The following is an 18914-nucleotide window of genomic DNA, read 5'->3' as shown; positions in this document are numbered from 1 at the left end:
GCCCCCCCCGGCGGGGCCCCCGCCCCCCCCCCCGCCCCCCCCCCCGGGGGGGGGGCCCCCCCCCCCCCCCCCCCCCCACGACAGAGAGACCGCTCAGCCGAAGACGGCCAGGCTCTTCGCCTTGCCCCGCTGGTCCTCGACCAGCGCGAGCAGCTTCCCTTCCGGTCCGAAGACCGCGACGGGACCCTTCGGGTACTCCGGCATCTCCAGGCGGACGCCGTTGAGCAGCAGCCTGGCCCGCTTCTCGTCGACGTCCCAGCGCGGGAACGCCGCCGCGGCCGCGTCGGCGACCGGCATGACCGTGAGGTCCTCCTGGAGCTGGTCCAGGGTGCGGGCCGAGTCCAGCTTGTACGGGCCGACCCGGGTGCGGCGCAGCGCGGTCAGGTGACCGCCCACGCCGAGTCCGGCGCCGAGGTCACGGGCGAGCGCCCGGATGTACGTGCCGGAGGAGCAGACCACCGAGACGACCAGGTCGACGACGGGCGTGCCGTCCTCGGCCGTGGCCTCGCGGACGTCGTACACCCGGAACGAGGAGACGGTGACCGGACGGGCCGGGATCTCGAACTCCTCGCCGCCGCGCACGCGCGCGTACGACCGCTTGCCGTCGATCTTGATCGCGGAGACCTTCGACGGCACCTGCATGATGGCGCCGGTCAGCTCGGCGACGCCCGCGTCGATCTGCTCTCGGGTGACCTTCGAAGCGTCGACCGACGCCGTGATCTCGCCCTCGGCGTCGTCGGTGATCGTCGTCTGCCCCAGGCGGATGGTGCCCAGGTACTCCTTCTCGGTCAGCGCGAGGTGACCGAGGAGCTTGGTGGCCCGCTCCACGCCGAGGACGAGGACGCCCGTGGCCATGGGATCGAGCGTGCCGGCGTGGCCGACGCGGCGGGTCCTGGCGATCCCGCGCATCTTGGCCACGACGTCGTGCGAAGTGAAGCCCGACGGCTTGTCGACGATGACAAGGCCGTCGGGCGTCTTCTGTACGGTGCTCATTCGGCGGCTTCGTCCTCGCCCGGCTTCTTGTAGGGGTCGGCGTCACCCGCGAAGGTGGCGCCCGAGGAGGCCTGGCGCACCTGGGCGTCGGAGGCACGCGCCTTGTCGAGGAGGTCCTCGATGGTGCGGGCGTTCTCCGGGAGGGCGTCGGCCACGAAGGTCAGGGTCGGGGTGAACTTGGTCCCCGCCGCCCGGCCCACGGCCGAACGGAGGATGCCCTTGGCGCTCTCCAGGCCGGCCGCCGCGCTCGCGCGGTCCTCGTCGTCGCCGTAGACCGTGTAGAAGACCGTGGCCTCCCGCAGGTCACCGGTGACGCGGGTGTCCGTGATGGTCACGTGCGTACCCAGGCGGGGGTCCTTGATGCCGCGCTGCAGCTTCTCGGCGACCACCTCCCGGATGAGGTCTGCCAGCTTCTTCGCCCGCGCGTTGTCGGCCACTGGTCCTTCTCCTTCTTTGCCTTGCTCAAATCAGTCTTCATCAGTGTGGAGCCTGCGGCGCACCGAAAGCAGCTCCACCTCCGGGCGTGCGGCGACCAGCCGCTCACAGCGGTCGAGCACGCCCGAGAGGAACCCCGGGTCCCCGGACACCAGCGCGACACCGAGACGGGCCCTGCGATGGAGGTCCTGGTCGCCCACCTCGGCCGCGCTCACGGAGAACTTGCGCTGGAGCTCGGCGACGATGGGCCGGACGACGGAGCGTTTCTCCTTCAACGAATGGACGTCGCCGAGGAGCAGGTCGAAGGACAGAGTCCCCACGTACATGTAGTGCCGGATGTCCCGCCGGTTCGGGTTCGGTGGCCTGCCACGCCGTCGCTTGGCAGGGACACCAGAACCGTACACGCAACGGCCGGGGCCGATCGACGGAAATACTTCCGCCGACCGGCCCCGGACGCAGCCCTACGCGTTACGCGCGCGGCTTCTCGCGCATCTCGTACGTCGCGATGACGTCGTCGATCTTGATGTCGTTGAAGTTTCCGAGGTTGATACCACCCTCGAAGCCCTCGCGGATCTCGGTGACGTCGTCCTTGAAGCGGCGCAGACCCTCGATGTTGAGGTTCTCCGCGATGACCTTGCCGTCGCGGAGGAGGCGCGCCTTGGTGTTGCGCTTGACCTCGCCCGAGCGGATGAGGACACCGGCGATGTTGCCCAGCTTGGACGAGCGGAAGACCTCGCGGATCTCCGCCGTACCGAGCTCGACCTCTTCGTACTCCGGCTTGAGGAGGCCCTTGAGCGCCGCCTCGATCTCCTCGATCGCCTGGTAGATGACCGAGTAGTACCGGACGTCGACGCCCTCGCGCTCCGCCATCTGCGCGGCACGGCCGGCCGCACGAACGTTGTAGCCGATGACGATGGCGTCGGAGCCCATGGCCAGGTCGATGTCCGACTCGGTGACCGCACCCACACCACGGTGCAGGACGCGGATGTCGACCTCTTCGCCGACGTCGAGCTGGAGCAGCGAGGACTCGAGGGCCTCGACCGCACCGGACGCGTCGCCCTTGATGATGAGGTTGAGTTCCTGGACGAGACCGGCCTTGAGCACCTTGTCGAGGTCCTCGAGGGACACCCGGCGGACGCGCTTGGCGAAGGCGGCGTTGCGCTCACGCGCAGCGCGCTTCTCGGCGATCTGACGGGCCGTACGGTCCTCGTCGACGACCAGGAAGTTGTCGCCGGCACCCGGGACGTTGGTGAGACCCAGGACGAGGACGGGAGTCGACGGGGTCGCCTCCTCGACGTTGTTGCCCTTGTCGTCGAGCATCGCCCGGACGCGGCCGTACGCGTCGCCGACGACCATCGTGTCGCCGATGCGCAGCGTTCCGCGCTGGACCAGGACGGTCGAGACGGCACCGCGACCGCGGTCGAGGTGGGACTCGATCGCAATACCCTGCGCGTCCTGGTCCGGGTTGGCCCGGAGGTCGAGCGAGGCGTCGGCGGTGAGGACGACGGCCTCCAGCAGGGAGTCGATGTGCAGACCCTGCTTGGCGGAGATGTCGACGAACATCGTGTCGCCGCCGTACTCCTCGGCCACCAGACCGAACTCGGTCAGCTGACCGCGGACCTTGACCGGGTCCGCGCCCTCGACGTCGATCTTGTTGACCGCGACGACGATCGGGACGCCGGCGGCCTTGGCGTGGTTGAGCGCCTCGATCGTCTGCGGCATGACGCCGTCGTTGGCCGCGACCACGAGGATCGCGATGTCGGTCGACTTCGCACCACGGGCACGCATGGCGGTGAACGCCTCGTGACCCGGGGTGTCGATGAAGGTGATGCGACGCTCTTCGCCGTTGACCTCGGTACCGACCTGGTAGGCACCGATGTGCTGGGTGATGCCACCGGCCTCGCCCGCGACCACGTTGGTCTTGCGGATCGCGTCGAGAAGGCGGGTCTTACCGTGGTCGACGTGACCCATGACGGTCACGACCGGCGGACGGGAGACCAGGGCCTCTTCGCCGCCCTCGTCCTCGCCGAACTCGATGTCGAAGGACTCGAGCAGCTCGCGGTCCTCCTCCTCCGGGCTGACGACCTGGACGACGTAGTTCATCTCCTCGGCCAGCATGACGAGCGTGTCGTCGGAGACGGACTGCGTGGCCGTGACCATCTCGCCGAGGTTCATCATGACCGCGACGAGCGACGCCGGGTTGGCGCCGATCTTCTCCGCGAAGTCGGTGAGGGACGCACCGCGCGACAGGCGAATGGTCTCGCCGTTGCCGCGAGGCAGCATCACGCCGCCCACGGACGGGGCCTGCATGGCCTCGTACTCCTGGCGCCTCTGACGCTTCGACTTGCGGCCACGACGCGCGGGACCGCCGGGACGACCGAAGGCGCCCTGCGTGCCACCACGGCCACCCGGACCGCCGGGACGGCCGCCGAAGCCGCCGGGACGACCGCCGAAGCCGCCGCCACCGCCGCCGGGACCACCCGGACGACCGCCGCCGCCACCGGGACCACCGGGACGGCCGGCGAAGCCGCCGCCGCCACCGCCGGGACCGGCCGGACGACCGGCGAAGCCGGGACGACCGCCGCCGCCGCCGGGACCGCCCGGACGACCGCCGGGGCCACCGGGGCCACGACCGCCGGGGCCGGGACGCGGGCCGGCAGCGGGACGCTGCGGCATCATGCCCGGGTTCGGACGGTTACCGCCGGGCGCGCCGCCCGGACGGGGAGCCTGCGGACGAGGCATGCCACCGGGGGTGGGACGGGCACCGCCCTGACCCTGCGGACGCGGGGCGCCACCGGGGCCACCCTGCGGACGCGGGGCGCCCGGAACGGCACCGGGGCCGCCGGGACGGGGAGCGCCGCCACCCGGACGGGGCGCCTGCGGGCGCGCCATTCCGGTGGAGCCACCCGAGGTGAAGGGGTTGTTGCCCGGACGGGGACCGGCCGGACGGGCACCGCCCGGACGGGGGGCCTGCTGGCCGCCGGGGCGCGGCGCGCCCTGGCCCTGCGGGCGGGGGGCACCCTGACCCGGGCGGGCGGGACGCTCGCCGGCGGGACGGGGACCCGGGGTGGCGCCACCGGGACGCTGACCGGCGGCGGGAGCCGACGGGGGCGCGGTGAACTCCGGGGCGGCCGGAGCCGGCGTGACCGGCTTGGGCGCGGGCTTCGGGCCCGGGCGGGGGCCCGAGGCGGCCGGAGCCGGAGAGGGGGTGCTGCTCGCGGGCGCGGCCGGAGTGACCGGCGCCGGCGCCGCGGGCGCGGCGGGGGCCGGCTTGGGGGCCGGGGCGCCGGGCTTCGGAGCAGCGGGACGTGCCGCGGCCGCCGGAGACGGCGCCGCGGGGGAAGGCGTCGCCTTGCGGGGCGCGCCGGGCTTGGCAGCGGTCTTGCCGGCGTTGCCACCGGAACCCTGCAAAGCGTCAGTCAACTTGCGCACGACCGGCGCCTCGATCGTCGAGGACGCCGAACGGACGAATTCACCGAGTTCTTGGAGCTTGGCCATGACGACCTTGCTCTCCACACCGAACTCCTTGGCGAGTTCGTATACCCGGACCTTAGCCACTTCGCTCCTTTATAGGTCCGGTTACCGCCGGACCGTCGCTACTTCATGGGCGTACTCATCGCGTACTCATCGAGTGCTCATCGCAATCTCGACCTACTTCCAACTCGCGAGGTACCTGACCGCACGGTGTTCCGTGCCGTACTTCTTGTTCACTGCGGTGCCGCCTGCTCGACGTGGTGGCGGAGTGCCTCCGTGTCGAGCGGTCCCTGGACCTTGAAGGCCCTCGGGAAGGCCCGGCGGCGGACCGCCAGGTCCAGACAGACCACGGCCGGGTGCAGGTACGCACCCCGGCCGGGCAGCGTACCGCGATGATCAGGGACGCACTCGTCCTTATTCACCACGATCCGCAGTAGATCGCTCTTGGCCGCTCGCTCCCGGCATCCCACACAGGTTCGCTCAGGGCACGCGCAGGCATGCGTCCGGCCAGACACGATTAAGTCTACCTCCCCGTACCGACCTCACCCGTTTGGGGCAAAAATCGAACAGCTGTTGGCCAAAAACGGTCTCAGTCCTGCGGACCGGCCGGCTCCGTGTCCGGACGGATGTCGATCCGCCAGCCGGTGAGACGCGCGGCGAGGCGGGCGTTCTGGCCCTCCTTGCCGATCGCCAGGGACAGCTGGTAGTCGGGCACCGTCACCCGCGCGGAGCGGGCGGCGAGGTCCACGACCTCCACCTTGGAGACCCGCGCCGGCGAGAGCGCGTTCGCCACCATCTCGGCCGGGTCGTCAGACCAGTCGACGATGTCGATCTTCTCGCCGAGCAGCTCCGCCATCACGTTGCGGACGCGGCTGCCCATCGGGCCGATGCAGGCGCCCTTGGGGTTCAGGCCCGAACGGGTGGAACGGACGGCGATCTTGGTGCGGTGACCGGCCTCACGGGCGATGGCCGCGATCTCGACGGAACCGTCGGCGATCTCCGGCACCTCCAGGGCGAAGAGCTTCTTCACCAGGTTCGGGTGGGTGCGCGAAAGGGTGACGGACGGACCGCGGACACCCTTCGCCACCCGGACGACGTACGTGCGCAGCCGCAGACCGTGCGTGTACTCCTCGCCCGGCACCTGCTCCTGCACCGGAAGGATGGCCTCCAGCTTGTCGTCCAGCTTGACGAGGACGTTCTTCGGGTCCTTGCCCTGCTGCACCACACCGGCGACGACATCGCCCTCACGGCGCGCGTACTCGCCGAAGGTCACGTCGTTCTCGGCGTCACGCAGCCGCTGCTGGATGACCTGGCGGGCGGTGCTCGCCGCGATCCGGCCGAAGTCCGACGGGGTGTCGTCGAAGTCCTTGGGCTCCTGGCCCTCCTCCAGGTCGGAGGGGTCCTCCTTCGCCCACACCGTCACGTGACCGGTGGCCCGGTTCAGCTCCACGCGCGCGTGGCGACGGGCGTCGGGGGTGCGGTGGTACGCGATGAGGAGGGCCGACTCGATCGCCTCGACCAGCATCTCGAAGGAGATTTCCTTCTCCTGTGCCAAGCCCTTCAGGAGCTTCACGTCGATGTCCACGGCTACGCCTCCTCTTCCTTCTTGTCCTTGCGGTTGAACTCGATCTCGACACGCGCCTTGGCGATCTCGGCGAACTCGACCCGGCGGGCGGTGGGCTTGCGCCCCTTCACGCCCGGCACCTCCATGTCGAGGCCGTCCTCGTCCACGGCCAGGATGCGCGCGACCAGGTCGCCGCCCTCGACCAGCGTGAGCTTGGCGAGGCGGCCGGTGGCGCGCACGTAGTGGCGGTGCTCGGTGAGCGGGCGGTCGGCGCCCGGGGAGCTGACTTCGAGGACGTACTCGCCCTCGCCCATCGCGTCGGTCTCGTCGAGCTTCTCGGAGATCGCGCGGCTCAGCTCGGCGCAGGCGTCCAGCTCCACGCCCTCGTCCGAGTCGACGACGATCCGCAGCAGTCCGCGGCGGCCGGCCCGGGACACCTCGATCTCTTCCAGATCCAGGTCCTTCGCGGCGACGAGCGGCTCCACGAGTCCGCGCAGCCTGTCGCTCTGGGTGGTGCTCATCCGGGTGACTCCTCGGCCGCGTGTGCTGTTGTGGTTTCGTCGCGTGTCAGACCAAAGGGTATCCGGTCCGGGAGGGTGTTGCCGTCCACCGCCCCGGGGCCCGCGGGTACGCTCGCCTGCGGTGATCTCGACGATCTTCGACGACGCACGGCAGACGGGGAGAGCAGGCGTGACGACGACGGGCAGACGCGCACTCCTCGTGGCGGGCGCGGCGGCGGGAGCGACGGCCCTCGCGGCCTGCACCTCCTCGTCGGCGGACGGGCCCCGGCGGCCCAGCGCCGCCGAACTGGAGGCCGAACGGGTGGCGCGTGCCGAGGCGGCCCTGCGGCTGCGTTCGGTGACTGCCGCGCACGGTCTGCTGGAACGTTACGACGCGACGCTCGCCGCCCACCCGGCCCTGGCGCCCCGGCTCACGCCGTTGCGGCGGGCGGTGGCGGCGCACGCGAAGGCGCTCGGGGAGGGCGGCACGGCGGTGAGGCCGACGACGGCCCCGGCGACCCCTTCCGCGTCCGCTTCCGCCTCCCGGAAGCCCGCGGCCTCCCCCACGCCCGTACGGGTGGCGGCCGCCCCCGGGGCCGCCCTCGAGGAGCTCGCCGCCGCCGAGCGCACGGCCTCCGACGGCCACACCGCCGCGCTGCTCACCGCCCCGCCCGAGTACGCCCGGCTGCTCGCCTCCGTCGCGGCCTCCGGCGCCGTCCACGCCTATCTGCTGACCGAAGGAGCCCGGGCATGAGCGCCCTCGTCGCGACCCAGGCAGCGCTGGCCGCCGAGCACGCCGCGGTGTACGGGTACGGGGTCGTCGGCGGCCGGATCGGCACCGAGCGGCGGGCCGAGGCCGCCGCCGCGTACGAGGCGCACCGGGCCCGACGGGACGCGCTGCGCCGGACCGTGCGGGACCTCGGCGGGACGCCCGTGGCCGCGGAGGCCGCGTACCGGCTTCCGTTCGCGGTCGCGGACGAGACCGGCGCGGTGCGGCTCGCGGCGGTCCTGGAGGACCGGGTGGCCGGGGTCTACTCCGACCTCGTCCGGGCCACCGAGGGCCGGGCGCGGGGCGAGGCGGCCGCCGCGCTGCGGGAGGCGGCGGTACGGGCCGTCCGCTGGCGCGGCAGCGACGTAACCTTTCCTGGGCTCGCCGAGCGGGTGTAGTCCCGCCCCGACCGAGTCCCGCCCCGACCGAAGGAACAACGTACGCATGGGTTTCGAACCGCCGCAGCGACTGGCCAGGACGCTCGGTGAGACGTACGGGGACGCCGCGGCGGCCGAGTGGCTCGGGACGCTGCCCGGGCTCGCCGAGCAGGCGCTCGCCCACGCGTCCCTGGACACCGAACGGGTGATGGCCCCCGGCGGACGGAGCAGCCTGGTCGTGCTCGTCCGGCGCTCCGACGGCTCCCCCGCCGCGCTCAAGATCGCACCGCCGTTCACCCGGCCGGACCTGGAACGGGACGCGCTGGCGCACTGGAACGGCTGGGGCGCGGCCCAGCTCCTCGACGAGGCCGGGGAGGGCGCGCTCGTCCTCGAACGGCTGCACCCCGAGGTCTCGCTGCGCTCCCTGCCGGAGGCCAAGGCGCTCCTGGAGGCGGCGGGCACCGTTCGGAAGCTGTGGGTCGAGCCGCCGGCGGAGCACGGTTTCGAGACGGCGGCGGAGCGGACGGCCCGGCAGGCCGCGGCCATGGAGCGGTACCGGGCGGACGCGGCAGCCGGGGAACTGACGGCGGCGGCGCTCGCCGCCCGCGAGGAGCTGGTGGCCGGCTCCTCCGAGTCGCTGCTGCTGCACGGGAACTTCCGGCAGGGCAAGGTCCTCGCGGGCGACCGGACGCCCTGGCTGGCCGTCGGCCCCGAGCCGCTGGTGGGCGAGCGGGCCTATGACCTCGCCCGTCTCGTACGGGACCGGGTCGAGGACCTGGTGGCCGCATCCTCGGGCGCCTCGGCGGCCCGGCGGCGGGTGAACAAGCTGGCGGACTCCCTGGACCTGGACCGGGAGCGACTGCGCGGCTGGACCCTGTTCCGGGCGGTCGAGTCGGGGACGCGGGCACTGACGGCGGGGCGCCGACAGGATGCCGAGCTGCTTCTGGAGTTCGCAAGCTGGCTCTAGGGGAATACCCTTTTTGTACCTTTCCGGCTCAAACCAGGGGGCCGTGATGATCGAAGAGCTGCTCATGGCGTTGGCCGGCGCGGCCGCGGCGGCCGCGGTGTACGCGGCGGCGGCGGCGCGGGTGGTCAAGCAGTACGAGCGGGGCGTCGTGTTCCGCTTCGGCCGGCTGCGAGACGACATCCGCTCGCCCGGCTTCACGATGATCGTTCCGATCGTCGACCGCCTGCACAAGGTGAACATGCAGATCGTCACGATGCCCGTGCCCGCGCAGGAGGGCATCACCCGGGACAACGTGACGGTACGGGTCGACGCGGTCGTCTACTTCAAGGTCGTCGACGCGGCCGACGCGCTGGTGCGCGTGGAGGACTACAAGTTCGCGGTCTCCCAGATGGCGCAGACCTCGCTGCGGTCGATCATCGGCAAGAGCGACCTCGACGACCTGCTGTCCAACCGGGAGAAGCTCAACCAGGGCCTCGAGCTGATGCTCGACAGCCCGGCGATGGGCTGGGGCGTCGCGATCGACCGGGTCGAGATCAAGGACGTGTCCCTGCCGGAGACCATGAAGCGCTCGATGGCCCGGCAGGCCGAGGCGGACCGGGAGCGGCGGGCGCGGGTCATCAACGCGGACGCGGAGCTCCAGGCCTCGAAGAAGCTGGCCGAGGCGGCGGGGGTGATGTCGGACCAGCCGGCCGCGCTGCAGCTCCGTCTGCTGCAGACGGTGATGGCGGTGTCCGCGGAGAAGAACTCGACGCTGGTCCTGCCGATCCCGGTGGAACTGCTGCGGTTCCTGGAACGGGCGACGCCGGGGAGTGAGCCGGCGGAGGTCGAGCATGTGTCGCCGCCGACGACGGTGCCGCCGCTGAGCGAGGCGTACCTGATGGGGCGGGCGGCGGCGGAGGAGGCGGTGGAGGACCTGACGGGCACGTCGGTGGAACCGGCACCGCACGAGAAGAGCGCGTGACGCCGAGGCCGTCCGTTGTGGGCATACGTTCCGCAGGGGCGGAACGGGTGGGCACAACGGACGGCGCCCCTTGCCGGGCCCAGGCTTACGCGCCTGGACCCGCACCACAAGTGCGCTGCACAGCCGGTGCGGGTCCGGGCTCGGAACGCGGAGGCGCCGCTGGGGGCGCCGCCCCGCCCCGGGGGTCAGGAGGTCAGGCGGGTGAGGGCTTCGGCGATCGGGAGTTCCTCGCGCTCGCCCGTCCGGCGGTCCTTCAGCTCCACCACACCCTCGCCCGAGCGCCGCCCCGCGACCAGGATCTTCGGGACGCCGATGAGCTCCGCGTCGGTGAACTTGACGCCCGGCGAGACGCCCGCCCGGTCGTCGACCAGGACGCGGAGGCCGGCCGCGGAGAGCTTCTCCGAGACCTCGAGGGCCAGCTCCGTCTGGAGCGCCTTGCCGGCGGCGACGACGTGGACGTCCGCCGGGGCGACCTCCGCCGGCCAGCACAGGCCCTTCTCGTCCGCCGACTGCTCGGCGAGCGCCGCGACCGCGCGGGAGACGCCGATGCCGTACGAGCCCATGGTCACGCGGACCGGCTTGCCGTTCTGGCCGAGGACGTCGAGCTTGAGGGCGTCGGCGTACTTGCGGCCCAGCTGGAAGATGTGACCGATCTCGATCGCGCGGTCGAGCTTGAGCCCGGTGCCGCACTTGGGGCACGGGTCGCCCTCCTGGACGACGACGACGTCGACGTACTCGGAGACCTCGAAGTCACGGCCCGCGACGACGTTCTTCGCGTGCATGCCCTCCTTGTTGGCGCCCGTGATCCACGCGGTGCCGGGGGCGACTCGCGGGTCGGCGATGTAGGTGACCTTCTCCAGGCCCTGGGGGCCGACGTAGCCGCGGACCAGGTCGGTGCGGACCGTGAAGTCCTCCTCCGTCACCAGCTCGACCGTGGCCGTCGGGCCGAAGTGCTCCTCGACCTTGTCCATGTCGACCTCGCGGTCGCCGGGGACGCCGATGGCGACGATCTCGCCGTCGACCTTCACGAGGAGGTTCTTGAGCGTGGCGGAGGCCGGCACGCCGAGGGAGGCCGCGAGGGTCTCGATCGTCGGGGTGTCGGGGGTGGGGATCTCCTCGGCGGCGGGGACCGCGGAGCCGTCGACCGGCTTCACCGACTGGTACACCGCCTCGGTGTTCGCCGCGAAGTCGCAGTTCGGGCAGTCTGCGAAGGTGTCCTCGCCGGCCTCGGCCGGGGCGAGGAACTCCTCGGACTTCGAACCGCCCATGGCGCCCGCGGTGGCGGCGACGATGCGGTAGTCGAGGCCGAGGCGCTCGAAGACGCGCTGGTAGGCCTGGCGGTGCAGGGCGTAGGACTGGGCGAGGCCCTCGTCCTCGGTGTCGAAGGAGTACGAGTCCTTCATGAGGAACTCGCGGCCGCGCAGGATGCCGGCGCGGGGACGGGCCTCGTCGCGGAACTTCGTCTGGATCTGGTACAGGATGACCGGCAGGTCCTTGTAGGACGAGCACTGGTCCTTCACCAGGAGCGTGAAGATCTCCTCGTGGGTCGGGCCGAGGAGGTAGTCACCGCCCTTGCGGTCCTGGAGGCGGAAGAGCTCGGCGCCGTACTCGTCCCAGCGGCCGGTCGCCTCGTAGGGCTCACGGGGCAGCAGCGCGGGCAGGGAGACCTCCTGCGCGCCGATGGCGTCCATCTCCTCGCGGACGATCCGCTCGATGTTCGAGAGGACCTTCTTGCCGAGGGGCAGCCAGCTCCAGATGCCGGCGGCGGTGCGGCGGACGTAGCCGGCGCGGACGAGGAGCTTGTGGCTGAGGACCTCGGCGTCCGCCGGGTCGTCGCGCAGCGTCTTCGCCATCAACTGGGACATGCGCTGGACCGGTGCGTTGGCCATGGTTCTCTGACTCCTGAAGGACGGACGGTGATGGCCCCGAGGTTAGCCGGGCCGCCCCTGGCAGGAGAAATCAGTTCCGGCGCTTGAGCGGCAGCGGGGCGCCCATGACCGCGTACGGGCGGGGGGCGCTGGGGAAGTGCACCTGCCGGGCGAGGTCGACGTAGCCGAGGGAGCGGTAGAGGCCGCGGGCCGGCGACTCGGTGTCGATCGCGGAGAGGATGGAGCGCTTCTCGTCGGCGCTGTCGGTGATGGTGGTGATCAGCCCGCGGCCGACGCCGCGGCCCTGGAAGTCGGGGTGGACGTGGAGTTCGGTGATGACGAAGGAGTCGTCGAGCCAGTCGGCGGTGCCGGTGGCCCGCAGGTACGTCTCGACGACGGTGGACCACCAGTGGGTGCGGTCGTTGGGCATCCCGTACACGAAGCCGACGAGCCGTCCGTCGGGCGTGGTGGCCCCGTAGGCGCGGGCGCCGGGGCTGAGGAGGTGGCGCAGCACGATGTGGCGGCGTACGGCGACCTCGCCCGCGTCCAGGCCGAAGGCGACGGCCTGCACGGCGAGGGCCTCGTCCACCCGGGCGGCGAGATTGACCGGACCGATCACGACCTCTGCGTCATCCATGCGGCGCACCCTACAAGTGCCCGCCGGTCTCAGGACAGCGCGTCAGAACAGGACGCTCATGAAGGCGCCGGTCTCGCGGAAGCCGACGCGGCGGTACGCGGCCCTGGCCGGGGTGTTGAAGTCGTTGACGTACAGGCTGACGACGGGGGCGACGTCGGCGAGGGCGTACTGCAGGACGGCGGCCATGCCGGTCTCGGAGAGGCCCTTGCCGCGGTGCTCGGGGGCGACCCAGACGCCCTGGATCTGGCAGGCCTGGCGGGTGGCGGCGCCGATCTCGGCCTTGAAGACGACCTTGCCGTCCTCGATGCGGGCGAAGGAGCGGCCGGCGCCGACGAGTTCGGCGACGCGGGCCTGGTAGAGCAGTCCGCCGTCGTTGGCGAGCGGGGAGACGCCGACCTCCTCGGTGAACATGGCCACGCAGGCGGGCATGATCACCTCCATCTCGTCCTTGCGGACGCGGCGCACGAGCGGATCGGGCGCGACGGTGGCGGAGGGCTCCTCGGCGACCATCAGGGGCTGGCGGGCCCGGACGTCCCTGGCAGGCCCCCAGCTGGGCTCCAGGAGCCGCCAGAGCTCCCCGGTGGCCTCGGCGGGGCCGACGATCGAGGAGCAGCGGCGGCCGATCCTGCGGGCCCGGTCGGCGAAGGCGCGGACGGCCTCGGGGGTGGCGCAGATGGGGACGAGGTTGGCGCCGGAGTAGCAGAGGGAGGTGAGCCTGCCCTCGGTGTACCAGCCCCACATCTCGCCGCCGAGGCGCCAGGGATCGAGCCCGGCGACCTGGACGCGGGCGGTCACGAAGGCGTTCTCGACGGGGGCGCTCTCCAGGACGGCGAGCGCGGCGCCGAGGTCGGCGGGTTCGAGGACCCGAGTGGTGGTCTCTGTCAGCACGAGGGGGCCTCACGGTACGGATCTGCTGGTCTCCGCACTTTACCCCCGTGCCCCTCGGCGGGGCCCGTCCTGCGCACGAAGCCCCTCCACCGGGTGGGGTGGAGGGGCTTCGCAGGAGACCGGGACGGTTTCCGGACGGGTCCGTACGGGTCCGGGAAGGCGTCAGGCGCCGATGGCGACCGTCGGCTCGCCGCTGGCGACGCCGTCCTTCTCCATCTGCTCGGCGATCTTGAGCGCCTCTTCGATGAGGGTCTCGACGATCTTCGACTCGGGGACGGTCTTGATGACCTCGCCCTTGACGAAGATCTGGCCCTTGCCGTTGCCGGAGGCGACGCCGAGGTCGGCCTCGCGGGCCTCGCCGGGGCCGTTGACGACGCAGCCCATGACGGCGACGCGCAGCGGGACGGTCATGCCGTCGAGGCCGGCGGTGACCTCCTCGGCGAGCTTGTAGACGTCGACCTGGGCGCGGCCGCAGGACGGGCAGGAGACGATCTCCAGGCGGCGCTGGCGCAGGTTCAGCGACTCCAGGATCTGCATGCCGACCTTGATCTCCTCGGCCGGCGGCGCGGAGAGGGAGACGCGGATGGTGTCGCCGATGCCCTGGGAGAGCAGGGCGCCGAAGGCGACGGCCGACTTGATGGTGCCCTGGAAGGCCGGGCCCGCCTCGGTGACGCCGAGGTGCAGCGGGTAGTCGCACTGGGCGGCGAGCTGGCGGTAGGCCTCGACCATGATCACCGGGTCGTTGTGCTTGACCGAGATCTTGATGTCGCGGAAGCCGTGCTCCTCGAAGAGGGAGGCCTCCCAGAGGGCGGACTCGACGAGCGCCTCGGGGGTGGCCCTGCCGTACTTCTTGAGGAGGCGGGCGTCGAGCGAACCGGCGTTGACGCCGATCCGGATCGGGGTGCCGGCGTCGGAGGCCGCCTTGGCGATCTCCTTGACCTTGTCGTCGAACTGCTTGATGTTGCCCGGGTTGACGCGGACGGCCGCACAGCCGGCGTCGATCGCCGCGAAGACGTACTTCGGCTGGAAGTGGATGTCGGCGATGACCGGGATGGAGGACTTCCGGGCGATCGTGGCGAGCGCGTCGGCGTCGTCCTGGGTGGGGCAGGCCACCCGCACGATCTGGCAGCCGGAGGCGGTCAGCTCGGCGATCTGCTGGAGCGTGGCGCCGATGTCGGAGGTGCGGGTCGTCGTCATCGACTGGACGGAGACGGGCGCGTCACCGCCGACGGCCACGCTGCCGACCTGGATCTGGCGGCTCTTGCGCCGCTCGGCGAGCCGGGTCGGAACGGTCGGGATACCGAGAGAAATCGCGGTCATCTGAAGTGCAACCTCAAGGTTGTGCGTCGGCGGGCTCAGGGTTCCGAGGTTACCGCCCCGGGGGTGGGGGGCCGGACACCACCGGGTCCGACCCCCCTGCGGGCTACGTCAGTTTCACCGGGTTGACGATGTCGGCGGCGAGGACGAGCAGCGTGAAGCAGACGAAGACACCGGCCACCACGTAGGCGGCGGGCATCAGCTTGGCCACGTCGAACGGGCCGGGGTCGGGGCGCTTGAAGATCCGGGCGACGTGACGGCGCACGGACTCCCACAGGGCGCCCGCGATGTGACCGCCGTCGAGCGGCAGCAGCGGGAGCATGTTGAACAGGAACAGCGAGACGTTGAACATCACCAGGATGTTCATGAAGTAGACCAGGATCCGCTCGGGCGGGGCCTCGACGGTCATCAGCTCACCGGTGATGCGGGCGGCGCCGAGGACGCCGACCGGCGAGTCCTCCGCGCGCTCGCCGTCGCCGAAGGTGGCGTCCCACAGGCCGGGGATCTTGCCCGGCAGGGCGATGACCGAGTGGAAGCCGGTCTGCAGGAGATCGGTCATGCGCTCGGTGGTCTCGCCGAAGGAGAGGGGCGCGACCTCGGTCTTGGAGGCGAAGCCGAGGTAGCCGGCCGGGCCGTAGCTGACGGGCTGGACGACCTTGCCGTCCGCGTCCTTCTTCGGCACCTGGTTCGTGACCAGGGTGGGGTGCAGGTCGATGCGCTGTCCGGCGCGCTCGACGGTGACCGTCGCCGGGCCGATGGTGTCGCGGATGCGGTCGGAGAGGGTGTCCCAGTCGTTCACCGGCGTGCCGTTGAAGGCGACGATCTTGTCGCCCTCCTTGAGGCCCGCCTTGAACGCCGGGGAGACGGGGTCTCCCGGGGCGCACTTCTCGCGCTTCTCGCTCTGGTCGATGACGCACTTCTGGACGCCGGCGACCTGCGTGGTCTGGCCCTCGATGCCGAGGGTCATCATCGAGCCGAAGAACAGCGCCGCCGCCAGGACCAGGTTCATGAACGGTCCGGCGAACATCACGATCACGCGCTTCCACGGCTTGCGCGTGTAGAACAGCCGCGTCTCGTCGCCGGGCTGGAGCTCCTCGTACGAGGCCTCGCGGGCGTCCTCGATCATGGAACGCCAGGGCGAGGTGGAGCGGGCCTCGATCTTGCCGTCCTCGCCCGGCGGGAACATGCCGATCATGCGGATGTAGCCGCCGGCCGGGATGGCCTTGATGCCGTACTCGGTCTCACCGCGCTTCCTCGACCAGATGGTGGGGCCGAAGCCGACCATGTACTGCGGCACGCGGATGCCGAAGAGCTTGGCCGTGGAGAGGTGGCCGAGCTCGTGCCAGGCGATGGACACGAGGAGGCCGAGGGCGAACAGCACGATGCCCAGGGCGTACAGGAGCATTTCGGTCATGCGCGGGCCTCCGCTGTTGCCTTCGCTGCGAGCTCTCGGGCCCGGGCGCGCGCCCAGGTCTCCGCTTCGAGGACGTCCGACACCGTGAGCGAGGTTCCCCCGCTGGGCTTTCCGTGCTCGGTGACGACTGCGGTGACCGTATCCATGATGCCGTTGAACGGCAGCCGTCCGGCGAGAAACGCCTCCACGCACTCCTCGTTCGCGGCGTTGAAGACGGCGGGGGCGGTGCCGCCCAGTTCGCCCACGTGCCGGGCCAGGCCGACGGACGGGAAGGCCTCGGTGTCGAGCGGGAAGAACTCCCAGGTGGAGGCCTTGGTCCAGTCGAAGGCGGGGGCCGCGTCCGGGACGCGCTCGGGCCAGCCGATGCCGATGGCGATCGGGCCGCGCATGTCCGGCGGGGTCGCCTGGGCGAGCGTGGAGCCGTCCGTGAACTCGACCATCGAGTGGACGTACGACTGGGGGTGCACGACGACCTCGATGCGGTCGAACGGGATGTCGTAGAGCAGATGGGCCTCGATGACCTCCAGGCCCTTGTTCACCAGGGTCGCGCTGTTCACCGTGATCACCGGGCCCATGGCCCAGGTCGGGTGGGCGAGCGCGTCCTCACGGGTGACATGGGCCAGCTGCTCGCGCGTACGGCCGCGGAAGGGGCCGCCGGAGGCCGTGACGACCAGCTTGCGGACGTCGGCGCGGGTGCCGGCGGCGAGCGCCTGGAAGAGGGCCGCGTGCTCGGAGTCGACCGGGATGATCTGGCCCGGCTTGGCGAGCGCCTTCACGAGGGGGCCGCCGACGATCAGCGACTCCTTGTTGGCGAGGGCGAGGGTGCGGCCCGCTTCGAGGGCGGCGAGGGTGGGCGCGAGGCCGATGGAGCCGGTGATGCCGTTGAGGACGGTGTGGCACGGGGAGGCGGCCACCTGGGTCGCGGCGTCCGGCCCCGCCAGGAGCTCGGGCAGGGGCTCGGAGCCGTACAGCGCCTTCAGCGCCTCCCGCAGCTCGGGCAGCGCCTCCTCACGGGCCACGGCGACCGTGGCGACCTTCAGCCGGTGCGCCTGCTCGGCGAGCAGTCCGACCCGGCCGCCGGAGGCGGCCAGGGCGGTGACCCGGAAGCGGTCGGGGTTGCGCAGCACCAGGTCGATGGCCTGGGTGCCGATGGACCCGGTCGAGCCGAGGACGACGATGTCCCGGCGGCCTTCGGACACGTCGAAGGCGATGTGCGGGTCGGCGAGAGGAGAGGGGCGGTCGCTCATGCCCCCCATTCTTGCCGCAAAGGCTGTGCGGTCTTCACGCGGTCCGGGCGTACCTGTGGAAAACCTCGTGGAAGTCCGGGAAGGTCTTCTTCACGCAGCCCGGGTCGTCGAAGGTGATCCCGGGGGTGCGCAGCGCCGTGACCGCGAAGGACATGACGACCCGGTGGTCGCCGTGGGTGGCGATCTCGACGGGCCCGGTGGGGGTGCCGGGGTGGATCTCGATCCAGTCGGGGCCCGTCTCGACGCTGATGCCGAGGCGGCGGAGGTTCTCGGCGCAGGCGTCGAGCCGGTCGCACTCCTTGACCCGGGTGTTGGCGACGTCCTCGATGCGGACCGGGCCGTCGGCGAACGGCGCGATCGCGGCGAGGGTCGGCATGGTGTCCGAGATGTCCCGCATGTTGACGGTGAGACCGCGGAGAGTGCCGGTGGAGCGGACGGTCGTCCCGCTGTCCGTGGTCTCCACGTCGGCGCCCATCCGGCGCAGCACGTCGACGAAGGCCAGGTCGCCCTGGAGGGCGCCGGTCCCGAGGCCGGGGACGGTGACGGAGCGGCCCGGTTCGAGGGCCGCCGCCGCGAAGAAGTAGCTGGCGGTGGAGGCGTCGGGCTCGATGCCGTAGGTGGGCGCGCGGTAGCCGGTCGGGGCGACGCGGTACGTACGGCCCTCCCGGGTGACCTCGGCCCCGAAGGACCGCATCATCGCGAGCGTGATCTCGACGTACGGCTCCGAGACCAGGTCCGTGACGGTGATGTCGAGGCCCTCGGCGGTGAGCGGGCCGAGCATGAGGAGGGCGGTGAGGTACTGGGAGGACTGGCCCGCGTCGAGCGTCAGCGCGCCGCCCTTCACGCCGGCGGCGTGCACGGAGAGCGGGTGGTGGCCGTCCTTCTCCCCGTGCCGGAGGTCGACCCCGAGCTCGCGCAGGGCGGTGCTGAGCGGGCCGAGGGGACGGCGGCGCATCTGTGCGGAGGCGTCGAAGTGGTAGGTGCCGTGGCCTGCGGCGACGAGGGTCGGCAGGAAGCGGGCGGTGGTCGCGCCGTCACGGCAGTACACCTCGGCGGTCTCCACGCCGGGGCCGGCGGGCCGGCCCTCGATGTGCCAGGCGTCGGGCTCGCGGCGGACGGCGTAGCCGAGGGCGCCGAGGCCCTCGGCGAAGCCCTCGGTGTCGTCGGAGACGAGCGGACGCAGGAGGGTGGTGGTGCCCTCCGCGGCTGCGGCGAGGAAGAGCGCGCGGGCGGTGACGGACTTGGAGCCGGGGATGTGGATGACGGTCACGGGGCCATCCTGCCGTGACCTGCGGGGGGACGGGGGGCTGGTCCGCCACGTGGACGACGCGCCCATCCGGGCCCCCGGTGCGGGGGCGCTTCCGCGCTGGGCGGTGCCCTCCGCGCCCGCGTGGGCGCGCGCCCGGCGGGGCGGTGCCCCGCTGCCGTGTGGGCAATCGTCCCTCCCCCAGACTTCGTCCGGGGGGACCCCCAGGGCGGGACGGGTGGGCACACGGGACGGCG

The 18914-nt window shown here is 72.0% G+C and carries 18 protein-coding genes; 4 read left to right on the top strand and 14 right to left on the bottom strand.

Features of this window, described 5'->3' with window-relative positions; translation table 11 throughout:
* Positions 1-93: 93 nt before the first annotated feature.
* The 7 genes from truB to rimP all read right to left on the bottom strand — a co-directional run bounded on the left by truB (position 94) and on the right by rimP (position 6987).
* The gene (gene truB, locus ABT041_RS38250) at positions 94-993 is read right to left on the bottom strand and encodes a tRNA pseudouridine(55) synthase TruB (protein ID WP_351193597.1); all 900 of its coding nucleotides are present in this window, start codon (positions 991-993) and stop codon (positions 94-96) included.
* Positions 990-1430 (bottom strand): 30S ribosome-binding factor RbfA, encoded by a 441-nt coding sequence (gene rbfA, locus ABT041_RS38245; protein ID WP_123455677.1) that lies wholly within the window; start codon positions 1428-1430, stop codon positions 990-992. The genes truB and rbfA overlap by 4 nt, the downstream gene beginning before the upstream one ends.
* A 30-nt stretch (positions 1431-1460) precedes the next feature.
* The gene (locus ABT041_RS38240) at positions 1461-1754 is read right to left on the bottom strand and encodes a DUF503 domain-containing protein (RefSeq protein ID WP_351193594.1); all 294 of its coding nucleotides are present in this window, start codon (positions 1752-1754) and stop codon (positions 1461-1463) included.
* Between the two features lie 142 nt (positions 1755-1896).
* Positions 1897-4986 carry a translation initiation factor IF-2 gene (gene infB, locus ABT041_RS38235; protein WP_351193592.1) on the bottom strand — a complete coding sequence of 1030 codons (3090 nt, stop codon included), beginning with the start codon at positions 4984-4986 and terminating at the stop codon, positions 1897-1899.
* Between the two features lie 149 nt (positions 4987-5135).
* A complete protein-coding gene (locus ABT041_RS38230) occupies positions 5136-5417 on the bottom strand; it encodes a YlxR family protein (RefSeq protein ID WP_078908518.1) in 282 nt (93 codons plus the stop codon).
* 74 nt (positions 5418-5491) lie between these two features.
* A complete protein-coding gene (gene nusA, locus ABT041_RS38225; protein WP_086832025.1) occupies positions 5492-6487 on the bottom strand; it encodes a transcription termination factor NusA in 996 nt (331 codons plus the stop codon).
* A gap of 2 nt (positions 6488-6489) precedes the next feature.
* Complete coding sequence (gene rimP / locus ABT041_RS38220; protein ID WP_351193589.1) at positions 6490-6987, bottom strand: ribosome maturation factor RimP; 498 nt, start codon at positions 6985-6987, stop codon at positions 6490-6492.
* Between the two features lie 169 nt (positions 6988-7156).
* On the opposite strand from rimP, the gene ABT041_RS38215 reads away from it, so the two are divergent.
* The 4 genes from ABT041_RS38215 to ABT041_RS38200 are packed head-to-tail and all read left to right on the top strand — an operon-like array spanning position 7157 to position 10040.
* Positions 7157-7720, top strand: a complete 564-nt coding sequence (locus ABT041_RS38215) for a hypothetical protein (RefSeq protein ID WP_502976710.1) — start codon at positions 7157-7159, stop codon at positions 7718-7720.
* Positions 7717-8133 (top strand): DUF4439 domain-containing protein, encoded by a 417-nt coding sequence (locus ABT041_RS38210; protein ID WP_351193584.1) that lies wholly within the window; start codon positions 7717-7719, stop codon positions 8131-8133. The genes ABT041_RS38215 and ABT041_RS38210 overlap by 4 nt, the downstream gene beginning before the upstream one ends.
* A 46-nt stretch (positions 8134-8179) precedes the next feature.
* On the top strand, positions 8180-9079 hold the full coding sequence (locus ABT041_RS38205) for an aminoglycoside phosphotransferase family protein (RefSeq protein ID WP_351193581.1): 900 nt from the start codon (positions 8180-8182) through the stop codon (positions 9077-9079).
* A 46-nt stretch (positions 9080-9125) separates the two neighbouring features.
* Positions 9126-10040: a slipin family protein gene (locus ABT041_RS38200; protein ID WP_351193578.1), complete on the top strand. Its 915-nt coding sequence runs from the start codon at positions 9126-9128 to the stop codon at positions 10038-10040.
* 185 nt (positions 10041-10225) lie between these two features.
* Here the strand turns inward: ABT041_RS38200 and ABT041_RS38195 are convergent, their stop codons facing one another.
* The 7 genes from ABT041_RS38195 to aroA all read right to left on the bottom strand — a co-directional run bounded on the left by ABT041_RS38195 (position 10226) and on the right by aroA (position 18681).
* Positions 10226-11929 (bottom strand): proline--tRNA ligase, encoded by a 1704-nt coding sequence (locus ABT041_RS38195; RefSeq protein WP_351193575.1) that lies wholly within the window; start codon positions 11927-11929, stop codon positions 10226-10228.
* A gap of 70 nt (positions 11930-11999) precedes the next feature.
* A complete protein-coding gene (locus tag ABT041_RS38190) occupies positions 12000-12545 on the bottom strand; it encodes a GNAT family N-acetyltransferase (RefSeq protein WP_351193573.1) in 546 nt (181 codons plus the stop codon).
* Between the two features lie 42 nt (positions 12546-12587).
* Positions 12588-13433: a GNAT family N-acetyltransferase gene (locus tag ABT041_RS38185; protein WP_351193570.1), complete on the bottom strand. Its 846-nt coding sequence runs from the start codon at positions 13431-13433 to the stop codon at positions 12588-12590.
* Between the two features lie 162 nt (positions 13434-13595).
* Complete coding sequence (gene ispG / locus ABT041_RS38180; RefSeq protein ID WP_351193568.1) at positions 13596-14753, bottom strand: flavodoxin-dependent (E)-4-hydroxy-3-methylbut-2-enyl-diphosphate synthase; 1158 nt, start codon at positions 14751-14753, stop codon at positions 13596-13598.
* A gap of 103 nt (positions 14754-14856) precedes the next feature.
* Positions 14857-16164 (bottom strand): M50 family metallopeptidase, encoded by a 1308-nt coding sequence (locus tag ABT041_RS38175; RefSeq protein WP_351193565.1) that lies wholly within the window; start codon positions 16162-16164, stop codon positions 14857-14859.
* The gene (gene dxr / locus ABT041_RS38170; RefSeq protein ID WP_351193562.1) at positions 16161-17411 is read right to left on the bottom strand and encodes a 1-deoxy-D-xylulose-5-phosphate reductoisomerase; all 1251 of its coding nucleotides are present in this window, start codon (positions 17409-17411) and stop codon (positions 16161-16163) included. The genes ABT041_RS38175 and dxr overlap by 4 nt, the downstream gene beginning before the upstream one ends.
* Positions 17412-17445: 34 nt before the next feature.
* Positions 17446-18681 (bottom strand): 3-phosphoshikimate 1-carboxyvinyltransferase, encoded by a 1236-nt coding sequence (gene aroA, locus ABT041_RS38165; RefSeq protein ID WP_351193560.1) that lies wholly within the window; start codon positions 18679-18681, stop codon positions 17446-17448.
* Positions 18682-18914: the final 233 nt, after the last annotated feature.

Source organism: Streptomyces sp. NPDC002825 (assembly GCF_040295385.1).
In the GTDB taxonomy this organism is placed as follows: domain Bacteria; phylum Actinomycetota; class Actinomycetes; order Streptomycetales; family Streptomycetaceae; genus Streptomyces.
Note: the sequence above shows the minus strand (reverse complement) of the source record. Positions and strands in the feature narration are given on the sequence as shown.

Excerpts from the sequence above, each read along its gene's own strand:
- truB (WP_351193597.1), bottom strand. The coding sequence starts at position 993 with ATGAGCACCGTACAGAAGACGCCCGACGGCCTTGTCATCGTCGACAAG.
- ABT041_RS38240 (WP_351193594.1), bottom strand. The coding sequence starts at position 1,754 with ATGTACGTGGGGACTCTGTCCTTCGACCTGCTCCTCGGCGACGTCCAT.
- ABT041_RS38210 (WP_351193584.1), top strand. The coding sequence starts at position 7,717 with ATGAGCGCCCTCGTCGCGACCCAGGCAGCGCTGGCCGCCGAGCACGCC.
- ispG (WP_351193568.1), bottom strand. The coding sequence starts at position 14,753 with ATGACCGCGATTTCTCTCGGTATCCCGACCGTTCCGACCCGGCTCGCC.
- ABT041_RS38195 (WP_351193575.1), bottom strand. The coding sequence starts at position 11,929 with ATGGCCAACGCACCGGTCCAGCGCATGTCCCAGTTGATGGCGAAGACG.
- dxr (WP_351193562.1), bottom strand. The coding sequence starts at position 17,411 with ATGAGCGACCGCCCCTCTCCTCTCGCCGACCCGCACATCGCCTTCGAC.
- ABT041_RS38205 (WP_351193581.1), top strand. The coding sequence starts at position 8,180 with ATGGGTTTCGAACCGCCGCAGCGACTGGCCAGGACGCTCGGTGAGACG.
- rimP (WP_351193589.1), bottom strand. The coding sequence starts at position 6,987 with ATGAGCACCACCCAGAGCGACAGGCTGCGCGGACTCGTGGAGCCGCTC.
- ABT041_RS38175 (WP_351193565.1), bottom strand. The coding sequence starts at position 16,164 with ATGACCGAAATGCTCCTGTACGCCCTGGGCATCGTGCTGTTCGCCCTC.
- ABT041_RS38190 (WP_351193573.1), bottom strand. The coding sequence starts at position 12,545 with ATGGATGACGCAGAGGTCGTGATCGGTCCGGTCAATCTCGCCGCCCGG.
- ABT041_RS38200 (WP_351193578.1), top strand. The coding sequence starts at position 9,126 with ATGATCGAAGAGCTGCTCATGGCGTTGGCCGGCGCGGCCGCGGCGGCC.